Below are 12355 nucleotides of genomic sequence, written 5' to 3'. Positions count from 1 at the left end.
GATAGCCGATGCGCATAGCACGAGCACTGCCGGGTGGTACGAGCGGATCGTCCGACAAAGACGCTGGTTACGGGTTAGCATGCTGGACGCCACGACTTGTTCGTGTGCCGTTCTTGCTGCAAACGTTCGAAACTGATGGGTAACGATATGACGGTTCGTCGTCTGGTAATCCGAAGCTCCATCGCCGGCGCCATCGCCTTGGGGTCGGTAGTGGCGGTCGCTCCGCACGCCGCCGCCGAGACCTGCGCCGACGGCTCCGCGCGCATCTTCTTCGCCAACGCCGAACCCCGCTGTCAGACGGGGACCGCGACCTACAGCGCCGAGACGATCTCGAAGGTGTGCTCGATGACGGGCGCCGACGTGGTCGCGGAGGCCGGCTACCTGAACTACAAGAAGCAGATCGTCACCACCCGGCACGAGCTGAGCAACGGGAGCTGCGGCCGGTTCGTCATCGCGGGGCAGCAGAGCGCCACCGTGTCCGTCACCCCGAACTGACCCGCTCGGCCACTACCGCCCGCGCAGGAGCAACGCGCTGTCGCCGAACTCGTGCCAGAGGTAACCGGTGTCCAGCGCGGCCGAATACGCCTCGTGGACGGTAGCCTCGCCCGCCACGGCGACCAGCAGATCCAGATGTGACGCACCGGGCGCGTGCCAGCCGGTGATCAGCCCGTCGACCACGTGCGCCGGGCGATCCTTGCCGAGCACCAGCTCGGTCCAGCCCTGTGCGGCCTGAACGCGACCCGACTCGTCGGCGGCGGATTCCAGTGCCCGGGTGACCGTGGTGCCGACGGCGATGACGCGTCCGCCCGCCGCCTTCGCATCGTTCACCGTGCGGGCGGTCGAATCCGAGACCGTGAAGCGTTCTGGGCTCGGCGGTTCGCCCGCCTCCGGTGAGGAGACGCCGGTGTGCAGAGTGATCGGCGCGATCCCGACGCCGGCCGCGATCAGATCGAGAACCAGGCGTTCGGTGAACGGCCTTGCCGCGCTGGGCATTTCCGCACTGCCCGGGATGCGACCGAAGACCGTCGAGTAGTAGGACGCGGACCAGCGTTGCGGCACATACGAATAGGTGATCGGGTAGCCGTAAACGTCCAGCAGGCACCGTGGGTCGGTGGTGACATCGACGATCCACAGCCGGCGGGCTCCGGGCAGCCACGGCGCGCGGAGCGTGGCTCGCGCGCCCTCCGGTAGCTGAATGACCATTCCGGCCGAAAGCTGTTCTGCGGGATAGGGAGTGCGTGAGGTCGTGCGGACCTCCACCACCCAGCCGCCGTCGTCCAGCCACGTCGCGAAGTGCAGCGCGATCGGCGTGCCTTCCATCCGGCCGTCGACCGCGGCGGCGAGGGTCGCCGAATTGTTCACCACCACAAGGTCACCCGGCGTCAGATGCCGCGGCAGCTCGCGGAATTGCGCGTGCGTGAGGTGATCTCCGGCGACCAGAAGCCGGACCTCGTCGCGGGCGAGGCCGCGCGCCTCCGGTGGGGCGACGGCATTGCGTTCGGGCGGCAGGATGAAGGAGCGCTGCGCCAGCGTGACCGTCATGAGGCGTGCCCCACCGCGAAATCGGCTGCGGCATAACGCGCGTTCTTGGGTTTCTCCTGCAGTAGCCGCAGCAGCGCGGGCACCACCGTGTCGGGTTGGGGCCGGTCGGAGATGTCGTCACCGGGGAACGCGGCCTGGTGCATCTCGGTGCGCATGTCGCCGGGATCGAACGCGTAGATCGACACGTCCGGATGCTCGGCGCCGAGGATCGCGGTGAGTTGATCGAGCGCGGCCTTCGATGAACCGTAGCCGCCCCATTCGGGATACGGCTCGAGCGCGGCGTCGGAGCTGATGTTGACCACGCTGCCGCCGGGCGCCAGCAGCGGCAGTGCGAACTGCACGACCGCGAGCGGGGCGAGGACGTTCGTCCGGTAGACCAATTCGAGTTCGTCGAGCGGATAGTCGGCGAGGCGGGCCAGCGGGCTCGGGCCGAGCCGGCTCGCGTTGTTCACGACCAGCGCGAGTTCCCCCGCGCTGCTTGCGGTTTCGGCCAGCAGCGCGCGGTGCGCCGGATCGGTGACATCGCCGGGGATCGCGATGAACGCGGCGCCGAGTTCCTCGGCTGCCTGCGCCAGCCGATCGGCGCGACGGCCGGTGCCGATCACTCGCCAACCGCGTTGGACGAGTGCGCGACTGAGCGCCAGCCCGAATCCGGCGGACGCGCCGGTGATCAGTGCGGTGGGACGAGACATGAGCACCTCCTGGTAGTTGCCTACCCGCCCATCCTCATACCTGAAGTGAAGTTCAGGTCAAGCACTGTTCGCCGGCCGGCGAATACCGCCTGCTCGCTTACTCTTCCGCCGCGGCATCGTCGCTGGCCGTCGCCGGCGTCACCGCCTCCGGGCCGGATTCCAGCAGCAATCGGAATCCGTCTTCGTCGAGGATCGGCACGCCGAGTTCCTCCGCCTTCGCGGCCTTCGTGCCCGGCGAGTCACCGATCACCACGAATGCCGTCTTCTTCGACACCGACCCCGCGGCCTTACCGCCGCGGATCAGGATCGCCTCCTTGGCTCCGTCGCGGGAGAACCCTTCCAGCGAGCCGGTCACCACGATGGACAGGCCCTCCAGGGTGCGCTCGATGGACTCGTCACGTTCGTCGGCCATCCGCACGCCGGCGTCGCGCCACTTGTCCACGATCTCGTGATGCCAGTTGACGGTGAACCATTCCGCGACCGCGGCGGCGATGGTGGGTCCGACGCCGTCCGCGGCGGCGAGTTCTTCGACCGAGGCGTTCTGGATCCGGTCGAGGCTGCCGAACTCGCGGGCGAGGATCCGGGCCGCGGTGGGGCCGACGTGCCGGATGGACAGCGCGACGAGCACCCGCCACAGCGGCCGGTTCTTGGCCGCGTCCAGGTTTTCCAGCAGGCGCTTTCCGTTGGCGGACAGCTCGCCGTCCTTGTTGGCGAACAGCGTGGTGGTCAGCAGGGTCGCCTCGTCGAGGTCGAACAGGTCGCCCTCGTCGGTGATCGCGTTCGACTTCAGCAGGTCGTTGGCGGCCTCGTAGCCGAGCGATTCGATGTCGAACGCGCCGCGACCGGCGACGTGGAACACCCGCTCGCGCAGCTGAGCCGGGCAGAACTGCTGGTTGGGGCAGCGGATGTCCGCGTCGCCCTCCTTCTGCGGCGCCAATTCGGTGCCGCAGGCCGGGCAATGGGTCGGCATCACGAATTCGTGCTCGGCGCCGGTGCGGGCGTCGACCACCGGGCCGAGCACCTCCGGGATCACATCGCCCGCCTTGCGGATGGTGACCGTGTCGCCGATCAGCACGCCCTTGCGCTTGACCTCGGAGGCGTTGTGCAGGGTGGCCATCGAGACGGTCGAGCCGGCGATGGTGACCGGTTCCATCACCGCGAACGGGGTGACCCGGCCGGTGCGGCCGACGTTCACCTCGATGTTCAGCAGCTTGGTGGTCGCCTCTTCCGGCGGGTACTTGTAGGCGATCGCCCAGCGCGGGGCCCGCGAGGTGGAGCCGAGGCGACGCTGCAACGCCATCTCGTCGACCTTGATCACCTGGCCGTCGATCTCGTGCTCGATGTCGTGGCGATGCACGCCCCAGTATTCGACGCGCTCGATGACGGCATCGATGCCCTGCACCAGCTTGGTGTGCTCGGACACCGGCAGACCCCAGGCGGCCAGCGCGCGGTACGCCTCGTGCTGCGAGGCCGGCGCGTATCCCTCGATCCGGCCGAATCCGTGACAGATCATCCGCAGCCGGCGACGCGCGGTGACCGACGGATCCTTCTGCCGCAGCGAGCCCGCCGCGGTGTTGCGCGGATTGGCGTACGGCGGTTTGCCTTCGGCCACGATCGAGGCGTTGAGCGTCTCGAAATCCTCCAGCCGCATGTACGCCTCGCCGCGCACCTCGAGCAGCGTCGGCACGGGGAACTCGTCGGTGGGCGTCAGCTCGCCGGGGATGTCGTCGATGGTGCGCGCGTTGAGCGTGACGTCCTCGCCGGTCCGCCCGTCACCGCGGGTGGCGCCGCGCACCAGCCGCCCGTTCTCGTACACCAGGTTCAGCGCGACCCCGTCGATCTTCACCTCGCACAGATAGTGCAGGCCGGACCCGGTCTCGACCTCTACCCGGGTCGCCCAGGTGCGCAGCTCGTCGAAGTCGAACACGTTGTCCAGCGACAACATCCGCTCGAGATGGTCGACCGCGGTGAAGTCCGTCGCGAACCCGCCGCCGACCAGTTGCGTCGGCGAATCCGGAGTGAGCAGATCGGGATGCTCCTCCTCCATCGCCTGCAACCGCCGCAGCAACGTGTCGAACTCACCGTCGGTGATGATCGGTGCGTCGCGCACGTAATACCGGAACTGATGCTCACGCACCTCGTCCGCCAGTCGCTGCCACTCGACGCGCTGTTCCGCCGTAGCCGCCGCCACCGCGCCCGCCTCATTGTTCACCGCACCGCTGTCACTCACCCAACGCACATTAGCGCAGCCCACCGACATCTCCCGGCAGTGTTACCGCACGTCGCCGCACTGATCGCAGCGCCGACCGAGCTGGTCGGCCGACCGGCGGGACGCGAAGCTCAGGCGACGCCGGAGGGTTCGTCGAAGGTGAGCGAGTCGGGGTCTTCGGCGTAGGCGCGGGCTACCTCGGTCGCGAGGGAGGTGGCTTTGCGGGCCCACGGGAGGGGAGTGGAGCCCAGGCCGCAGGCGGGGGTCACCAGGATTTGGGTGGACAGGGTACGGCGGGGGAAGCCGAGGCGGTCGATGAGGCGGACGCCGGGTTCGGCGATGTCGCGCCAGGTCGGTGGGACGGCGGGGGCGGTGGTGGGGATCAGGCCGAGGAGGAGGGGTTTGCCGGCGTCGAGGAGTTCGCCGATGCTGTCGAGGTCGCGGGTGGCGATCGTGGCGAGGTCGAAACCGATTGCGGCGGCGGTGCTTTTGCGGAGGAAGGGCAGCGCGGGGGAATCGGCGCAGCTGTGGACGAGGACGGGGGCGGACTGGGTGGCGATGACCCGGTCCAGGATGGTGAGGGCTTCGGGTTCGGGCAGCGCGCGCACGCTGTCGAGCATGCTGACGGCGCTCAGGGAGCCTTCGAGGACGGCGGTGAGGGACGGTTCGTCCAGTTGCAGAAGGACTTCCGCGCCGAGCCGCCTGCGGACCTCGGTGACGTGCGTCACCAGTCCTTCGGCGAGGGATTCCGAAAGATCGCGCAGCGCACCGGGATCGGTGAGCGCCAGATGTCCGTTGGGCAGTTCGACCTGCGCGGCGAGGGTCAGCGGACCGGCCACCTGCAGCTTGATCGGGCGCCCGGAGCCAGCCAAACCTGCTGTCTCCCAGGCTTCTTCGAGCGCATCGAGGTCACCGCGGAGCAGATCCCGGGCACGTCGAGACACTCCCCCTGGCCGCGGGGCGAGCCGATAACCCCGCGTCGTGGTGTCGAAACGCATGTCGACCAGCAGCGCCGACATCCGCCCGATCATGTCCGCGCCGGGGCCGCGCGCCGGAAGTTCCACCAGGTGCGGCAGATCCGGCAGTTCGCCGAGCACGGTGGTGGCGGCCTCGCGGGCATCGGTGCCCGGCCAGGAGCCGACGCCGGTCGCGATGCCACCGCGCAATCCGCTCACCGGCTGCTCCGCTGCGTCGATGTCTGTGCCTTTCGCGTTCTGATACACCCGTTGTCAGCTTCCGTCGATCGATCGTGGTGCGCGCACCCGGAGCCCGGTTGCGGTCTGATCAGTGTGCGCGGCAGGCGGATTCGCCGACCGGCGCGAGCCGGCGGGACAGTCGGTTCCGGGTAACCCTCGCACATCGAGACGAAGGACGAGCTCACCGCGTGGCTGCGGACTCCGCGTCGCTGCCGACCGGCGCACTGCCGGACCCACCGGTCCCGGAGATGGTCCCGCTGCCGATCACCAAGTCGCCCAGCTCATCCGGGCGATACAGCACCACGGCCTGGCCGCGCGCGACACCGGTCAAAGGCTCGCGCAACCGGACGATCAGGCCGTCGCCGACCGCCTCGGCCACCGCGGAGGCCATGCCGCCGTGCGCCCGCACCTGCGCGACGCACTCGATCGGTCCTTCCGGCGTGACGCCGGAGGTCCAGATCGCGCGTTCCGCCTCGACGGTCCACACCTGCAAGTCCTCGACCGAGCCGACCCGCACGGTCCCGGAGTCGGGATCGATGCCGGTCACGTAGCGCGGCTTGCCGTCGGCGGCCGGACCCGGCAGCCCGAGCCCCTTGCGCTGACCGATGGTGAACCCGTGCACGCCTTCGTGATCCGCGAGCTTCTGCCCGTCCGCGTCGACCACGGCACCCGGCCGGATGCCGATCTTCGCGCCGAGGAACGCCTGGGTGTCGCCGGACGGAATGAAGCAGATGTCGTGGCTGTCCGGCTTGTTCGCGACGGCCAGCCCACGTTCGGCGGCCTCCTCGCGAATCTGCGGCTTCGGGGTGTCCCCGACCGGGAACATCGCGCGCGAGAGCTGCTGCGCGTTCAGTACGGCGAGCACGTAGGACTGGTCCTTGTCGGCGTCGACGGCCCGGCGCAGCACGCCGTCGTCGAGCCGCGCGTAGTGCCCGGTGACCACGGCGTCGAAGCCGAGCGCGAGCGCGCGATCGGCCAGGGCGGAGAACTTGATCTTCTCGTTGCAGCGCAGGCACGGGTTCGGCGTCTCGCCGGCCGCGTAGGCGGCGACGAAATCGTCGATCACGTCTTCCTTGAACCGGTCGGCGAAATCCCAGACGTAGAACGGGATCCCGAGCACGTCGGCGGCCCGCCTGGCGTCGCCGGCGTCCTCCTTGGAGCAGCAACCGCGCGACCCGGTGCGCAGTGTGCCCGGCGACGCGGACAGCGCCAGATGCACGCCCACCACCTCGTGACCAGCGTCGACAGCACGTGCCGCCGCCACCGCCGAATCAACACCACCACTCATCGCGGCGAGTACTCGCATCAAACACCTCCCTTCGCACCGGCCAGACCCGCGGCCCTGGCCCGATCGACAACCTGGGGCAGCACATCCAGCAGCGCGTCCACATCGGCGCGAGTCGAGGTGTGCCCCAACGAAAAACGCAGCGAACCGCGGGCCTGCCACGGTTCGACACCCATCGCGATCAACACGTGGCTCGGCGACGCGACACCCGCGGTGCACGCCGAACCGGTCGAACATTCGATCCCCGCCGCGTCCAGCAGCATCAGCAGCGAATCGCCTTCGCAGCCGGGGAACGTGAAGTGCACGTTGCCGGGCAGTCGCCGCTCGCCGGGCGCGCCGTTGAGCACCGCCTCCGGCGCGATCGCCAGCACGCCGTCGATCAGCGCGTCCCGCAGCGCGGTCAATTCCGCGGTGCGCGTGGCCAATTCGGTCGCGGTCTGGTGCAGCGCGGTGGCCAGGCCGACCACGGACGCGGTATCCGAGGTGCCCGAACGCAGGTCGCGTTCGTGCCCGCCGCCGTGCAGCAGCGGCACACACGGCACCTGCCTGCCGAGCAGCAACAGTCCGACGCCGTGCGGCCCGCCGACCTTGTGCCCGGCGAAGCTGGCCGCGGACAACCCGCTCGCGGCGAAGTCGATCGGCAGCTGCGCCGCGGCCTGCACCGCGTCGCTATGCATGGGCACGCCGAATTCCTGTGCCACGGCGGCCAATTCACCGATCGGCTGGATGCTGCCGACCTCGTTGTTGGCCCACATGACGCTCACCAGCGCGACATCGTCGGGATTCGCGGACAGCGCGGCGCGCAGCGCGCGCGGCGAGACCACGCCCTCGTCGTCCACCGGCAGCCAGGTCACCCGGGCGCCCTCGTGCCGTTCCAGCCACTCGACCGCGTCGATCACCGCGTGATGTTCGACCGAGCTGACCACGATCCGGGTCCGGCGCGGGTCGGCGTCGCGACGCGCCCAGTAGATACCCTTGACCGCCAGATTGTCGCTCTCGGTCCCGCCGGAGGTGAAGATGACCTCCGAGGGCCGGGCGCCCAGGTCGGCGGCGATCGATTCGCGCGCTTCCTCCAGCGTCCGCCGGGCGGCGCGACCGGAGCCGTGCAGCGACGACGCGTTGCCGACGATGCCCAGCGCAGCCGTCATCGCCTCGATCGCGGCAGGCAACATCGGTGTGGTGGCCGCATGATCGAGGTAGACCGTATGGGCCGCCGCACCGTGGACCGCACCCGAGAAACCCGCCTTCATGACCGATAAAGCCTATCCCAGCGTTGACCTGCGCATCTTGGGGGTGTCCCCTCGCTGCCTTCGATTTGTCTTCGATTCACCCACGATGCGCAACCCGCCGACCGGCCGCCGATATTCCCGCAACCGGCGCGTCCGGGCACTCGGCCACCGTGCGTCTCGGCGGGATCGATCTCCTCGAATGAGACCTGCGTCTCGTTCGGCCGGATCCCGCGGCCCGGATGTCACACCCCGGATCACCGCGTCGTCTTCCCGGTAACCAGGCAGACACGCTGCCGAAAGAACAAAGGATCGAACAATGAACGTCGCTTACTACATCGTCGGTGTGCTCGCTGCCCTGTGGATCGGGTTCTCGGGCTACTCGCTGGCCGCGCAGAAGCAGTTCGTTGTCGAGCCGCTCGAGCAGTACGGCGTGCCGCGGGCTTGGTGGAACTGGCTGGCCCTGGCCAAGTCGGCGGGCGCGCTCGGCTTGATCGTCGGCTTCTTCATCCCGGCCATCGGCATCGCGGCGGCGGTGTGCTTGATCGCGTACTTCCTGTTGGCCTCGGCAACCGCCATCCGGGCCCGCTCGTACCAGACCGCGATCTTCCCGGTGCTGTACCTCGTCCCGGCCGCCGCCACCCTGGCGCTGCAGATCGCCCGGTAGGTCGGCCGAACAGACCACCAGCAGCCGCAGGCAATTGCCTGCGGCTGCTTTCGTGAACCGACGTTGACTACCCGCCGACCGTCTCGACTCGACGGCCGCGGCCGCGTAAAACGGGGCGAAGGCGACGGGGTGGCCTGCGCACCTCCGGGGCGTCGGCACCGACCGACGGATCCTGGACCCGGGTCTTGCCCGCCTCGATCCACACCGTGGCGTCGAGCGCACCGTGGCGCGACAGTTCCGCGCCGCGGATGGCGGCCTCGCAGCGGCGCGCCAGATCACGTCGATCGGTGCCCGGCGCCTGCACCGACTCCAGCACCACCTCGGCGACCATGCCGCGCGAACGCAGTACCCGGCGCGCGGACGAGGCGAAGGTGTCCTCGCCGACGAAGCCCGGCACCGTGCACTGGACGCCGTGCCGATCCAGATAGCGCAACCGCACCGGCTGCACCGGCGTCGCGGTGTCGACGGCCGCCTGGAACAGCGCGGGCCGCATGCTGCCGTACGCGCGACCGCACCAGGTGGTCCCCTCGGGGAACACCGCGATCCGCTCGCCCGCCGTGAGCCGGGCGCCCACCTGCGCCACCACACCGGGCAGCGCGCGCAGCTTCTCCCGCTCGATCGGGATGACCCGCATCAGCGTCGCCAGCTTGCCGAGCACCGGCCAGTCGACCATGTCCGCCCGGGCGACGAAGCCGAGCGGCTGCACGGCGGCCAGCGCGACGATGTCGGTCCAGCCGATGTGCCCGACGACGACCATCGCCCCGGTGCCGGACGGCGCGTAAACGGCGGGCGCGGTGCTGCCCTCATCGACAGCACCGCGCCCGTTCTGGTCGATCCGGCGATCGACGATCCGCAATTCCATGCCGAGACAACTCAGCAGCGTCCGCGCGTAACCGCGCTGCAAGCGTTCGCGCTTGCCCTGTGGCGTAACCAGATTCAGCACCGGGAAGCTGATCAGCAGCCCGGCGACGCCGAGCAGCCTGCCGACGACCCGGCCGGTACCGACCTGGTCGATCGACTCGATGCAGCCGGGCCCACACGGGCTCGACGGCATCCACGCGTGTGCGGTGGCCTGGGCGGGCGGCGCGTCGAAGACCACAGTCCTCACCGTCCCCCGTCGAAGGTCGCGGCCGCGTCCTGTAACCGGTTCAGGTAGCGGGTGTTGATCGTGTCGAGGCCGAGGACGGCGACGAAGTCGGCGACGCCGAAGTCCGGGTCGTGCGCGGGCTCGCCGCAGATCTCCGCGCCTAGGCGCAGGTAGCCGCGCAGCAGCGGCGGCAGCTTGGGCCGCGCGGGCGGGGTCATGTCGTCGAGGGTCTTGCCGTCGACGACCACCGGGCGCAGCGGGTGCACCCGCTGTTCCGGATCCGAGCCGTGCCGGCCGAGCAGCAGATCGCGCACGCCGCGCACGTTCACGCCGGGCTCGTCGGCCGGGCTGTCCTGCATCGGCACCGAGACGCAGCCCATCACCCAGTCGTAACCGGTGAGCTGGATGTAGTGCAGGATGCCCGCCCACATCAGGGTCAGCACCGAGCCGTTGCGGTGGTCGGGCACGACGCAGGCGCGGCCCATCTCGACGATCCGGCGGCCGGCCGGATCCAGTTGGGCCAGATCGAATTCCGTGGCGGTGTAGTAACCGCCGGCCGCGGCGACCTTGTCCGGCGGCAGCATCCGGTAGCAGCCGACGAAGTCTTCGGTCAGGTCGTCACGAACCAGCAGGTGGTCGCAGTGCTCATCGAAACGGTCGGCGTCGAGGCCGGTGCCGTTGTCGGGGATGTGGAACCCTGGCTCGCTCGCGAAGACGCCGTAGCGCAGTCGCTGCGCCGCCATGCGGTGCTCGGCATCGGACGAAACGACCAGCGAGTACCGTGACCGTTCCACCCCGGAGTCCGTCGAGCGCGCCGGGGCTGTCAACACGGACGTAATAGTCATATCGTCAATGAACCCAGCCGGACACTGCGCTGGAGCGACCTCGAAGTGTCCCGCCGATGCCGGTTTAGTGAACGAGACGATGATCACACCGAGCGTTCACCGGACCGTCGCGCCCCGTTCGCGCCCGCGCGCCGCAACCGCGTCTTTCAGCTGCTTAACGCCTCGCGTGGAACACATTTCGACATATCGCCGACATCGCGAAAGCCGCGGCGCGAGGTGTTCGCGCTGCGGCTTTCGGCGGATGAACGGGCCTCAGGCGGCCGATTTCTCGGAGACGCGTGGTTTCTCGGCGGCCTTGGTCACCTCGGCGAACCCGGGCCGCCCGGTGCCGATGAAGGCGACCAGCCAGGACGCCACCGCGGCGAACCGGTTGCGGAACCCGACCAGGTAGAACAGGTGCACGGCGAGCCACATGAACCAGGCGATCAGGCCGCGGAAGGTGATCTTGTCGTTCAGCTTGGTCACCGCGCTGAACCGGCTGATCACCGCCATGCTGCCCTTGTCCCAGTACTTGAACGCGGTGCCCGCCTGCTTCTTTCGGCGAATGATGTCCGCGGCGTGCCTGCCCTCCTGCATGGCCACCGGCGACTGGCCCGGGTAGCCGTTCAAGGAGGTCATGTCGCCGATGGCGTAGATGTCGGCATAGCCGCCGACAGTGAGGTCGGGATTGATCAACAGCCTTCCGGCGCGGTCGGTTTCGACACCGGTGGCCTCGGCGAGGACCTTCGCGAACCCGCCGACCTGTACGCCGGCCGACCAGACGATGGTCTCGGCCGCGATGCCGCGCTCGACGCCGCTCTTGTCCTTGACGGTGACCTTGCCCTCTTCGATATCGGTGACGAAGGTGCCGAGCAGCACGTCGACGCCGGTGCGGGTCAACGACTTCTTCGCGTACTCCGACAGCCCGCCGCCGAACGGGGGCAGCACCTCGCCCGCGCCCTCGACCAGGGTGACCGAAACTTCTTGGTGGTAGTACCTTTTCGCGAGTTCCTTCAGCTGACCGGCCACCTCGACGCCGGTCGCGCCCGCCCCGACGACGACGAAGCTCAGCAGCCTGCGCTTGGTCTCCTCGTCGGCACCCGCGGCCTCGGCGAAGACCCGCTGGATCTGTGCGCGAAGGAGTTTGGCGTCGTCGATGGTCTTGAGCGAGAAGGTCTTCTCGGCGAAATCGTCACGGCCGAAGTAGGACTGGCTGGCGCCGGTGGCGGCGATCAGCGAGCCGTACCGGATCCGGCGCTGCTCGCCGTCGTGCTCATAGGTGACGATCGCCTTGTCCGGATCGATGGCGACCACTTTGCCGAGGCGCACGTCGGCCTCGCGGTGGCGGCGCAGAATGGAGGCGATCGGCGGCGCGATCTCCTCCGATGCCAGCACACCGGTCGCTACCTGGTACAACAACGGTTGGAACAGGTGCTCCGGCGTGCTGGAGATCAGCACGTAATCGATACCCGACTTGGCAAGTTGCTTGGCGGCGGAGAGTCCGCCGAACCCCGATCCGACGATGACGACACCCGCGGTTTCGATTCCCGCATCCACGTACTGCATGACAGCCTCCTTCTCTCATTACCAACCGTCATCGGGAACGAGGATATTTCAGGAGTTAGGG

The 12355-nt window shown here is 69.0% G+C and carries 11 protein-coding genes; 2 read left to right on the top strand and 9 right to left on the bottom strand.

Annotated elements, in window-relative coordinates:
• Window positions 1–147: 147 nt before the first annotated feature.
• On the top strand, window positions 148–495 hold the full coding sequence (locus tag F3087_RS29815; protein WP_150405416.1) for a hypothetical protein: 348 nt from the start codon (window positions 148–150) through the stop codon (window positions 493–495).
• Between the two features lie 12 nt (window positions 496–507).
• Here F3087_RS29815 and F3087_RS29810 read toward each other — a convergent pair whose 3' ends face one another.
• The 6 genes from F3087_RS29810 to F3087_RS29785 form a co-directional block, all read right to left on the bottom strand.
• On the bottom strand, window positions 508–1542 hold the full coding sequence (locus F3087_RS29810; RefSeq protein WP_150405415.1) for an S-adenosylmethionine:tRNA ribosyltransferase-isomerase: 1035 nt from the start codon (window positions 1540–1542) through the stop codon (window positions 508–510).
• Window positions 1539–2234 (bottom strand): SDR family oxidoreductase, encoded by a 696-nt coding sequence (locus tag F3087_RS29805; protein ID WP_150405414.1) that lies wholly within the window; start codon window positions 2232–2234, stop codon window positions 1539–1541. The genes F3087_RS29810 and F3087_RS29805 overlap by 4 nt, the downstream gene beginning before the upstream one ends.
• A gap of 97 nt (window positions 2235–2331) precedes the next feature.
• Entirely contained in the window at window positions 2332–4464 is a 2133-nt protein-coding gene (gene ligA / locus F3087_RS29800) for an NAD-dependent DNA ligase LigA (RefSeq protein ID WP_150405413.1), read from the bottom strand.
• A gap of 110 nt (window positions 4465–4574) precedes the next feature.
• On the bottom strand, window positions 4575–5609 hold the full coding sequence (locus F3087_RS29795) for a methionine synthase (protein WP_150405649.1): 1035 nt from the start codon (window positions 5607–5609) through the stop codon (window positions 4575–4577).
• 211 nt (window positions 5610–5820) lie between these two features.
• Window positions 5821–6945, bottom strand: a complete 1125-nt coding sequence (mnmA, locus tag F3087_RS29790) for a tRNA 2-thiouridine(34) synthase MnmA (protein ID WP_150405412.1) — start codon at window positions 6943–6945, stop codon at window positions 5821–5823.
• The gene (locus tag F3087_RS29785) at window positions 6945–8174 is read right to left on the bottom strand and encodes a cysteine desulfurase family protein (RefSeq protein WP_150405411.1); all 1230 of its coding nucleotides are present in this window, start codon (window positions 8172–8174) and stop codon (window positions 6945–6947) included. The genes mnmA and F3087_RS29785 overlap by 1 nt, the downstream gene beginning before the upstream one ends.
• A gap of 295 nt (window positions 8175–8469) precedes the next feature.
• Between F3087_RS29785 and F3087_RS29780 the strand changes: the two genes are divergently transcribed.
• Window positions 8470–8817: a DoxX family protein gene (locus tag F3087_RS29780; RefSeq protein WP_150405410.1), complete on the top strand. Its 348-nt coding sequence runs from the start codon at window positions 8470–8472 to the stop codon at window positions 8815–8817.
• 67 nt (window positions 8818–8884) lie between these two features.
• Here the strand turns inward: F3087_RS29780 and F3087_RS29775 are convergent, their stop codons facing one another.
• The 3 genes from F3087_RS29775 to F3087_RS29765 form a co-directional block, all read right to left on the bottom strand.
• Window positions 8885–9925 (bottom strand): lysophospholipid acyltransferase family protein, encoded by a 1041-nt coding sequence (locus F3087_RS29775; RefSeq protein WP_150405409.1) that lies wholly within the window; start codon window positions 9923–9925, stop codon window positions 8885–8887.
• Window positions 9922–10749 carry a GNAT family N-acetyltransferase gene (locus tag F3087_RS29770; protein ID WP_150405408.1) on the bottom strand — a complete coding sequence of 276 codons (828 nt, stop codon included), beginning with the start codon at window positions 10747–10749 and terminating at the stop codon, window positions 9922–9924. Before F3087_RS29770 ends, F3087_RS29775 begins: the two co-directional genes overlap by 4 nt.
• A 252-nt stretch (window positions 10750–11001) precedes the next feature.
• Window positions 11002–12294 (bottom strand): NAD(P)/FAD-dependent oxidoreductase, encoded by a 1293-nt coding sequence (locus F3087_RS29765; RefSeq protein WP_150405407.1) that lies wholly within the window; start codon window positions 12292–12294, stop codon window positions 11002–11004.
• Between the last annotated feature and the right edge of the window lie 61 nt (window positions 12295–12355).

Source organism: Nocardia colli (assembly GCF_008704205.1).
Taxonomy (GTDB): domain Bacteria; phylum Actinomycetota; class Actinomycetes; order Mycobacteriales; family Mycobacteriaceae; genus Nocardia; species Nocardia colli.
The sequence above is the reverse complement of the archived record's forward strand: the minus strand, read 5'-3'. Positions and strand labels throughout refer to the sequence as shown.

Bases quoted from the DNA above. Each gene is read 5' to 3' on its own strand.
- F3087_RS29815 (WP_150405416.1), top strand. From the start codon at position 148: ATGACGGTTCGTCGTCTGGTAATCCGAAGCTCCATCGCCGGCGCCATC.
- F3087_RS29810 (WP_150405415.1), bottom strand. From the start codon at position 1,542: ATGACGGTCACGCTGGCGCAGCGCTCCTTCATCCTGCCGCCCGAACGC.
- F3087_RS29805 (WP_150405414.1), bottom strand. From the start codon at position 2,234: ATGTCTCGTCCCACCGCACTGATCACCGGCGCGTCCGCCGGATTCGGG.
- mnmA (WP_150405412.1), bottom strand. From the start codon at position 6,945: ATGCGAGTACTCGCCGCGATGAGTGGTGGTGTTGATTCGGCGGTGGCG.
- F3087_RS29785 (WP_150405411.1), bottom strand. From the start codon at position 8,174: ATGAAGGCGGGTTTCTCGGGTGCGGTCCACGGTGCGGCGGCCCATACG.
- F3087_RS29780 (WP_150405410.1), top strand. From the start codon at position 8,470: ATGAACGTCGCTTACTACATCGTCGGTGTGCTCGCTGCCCTGTGGATC.
- F3087_RS29770 (WP_150405408.1), bottom strand. From the start codon at position 10,749: ATGACTATTACGTCCGTGTTGACAGCCCCGGCGCGCTCGACGGACTCC.
- F3087_RS29765 (WP_150405407.1), bottom strand. From the start codon at position 12,294: ATGCAGTACGTGGATGCGGGAATCGAAACCGCGGGTGTCGTCATCGTC.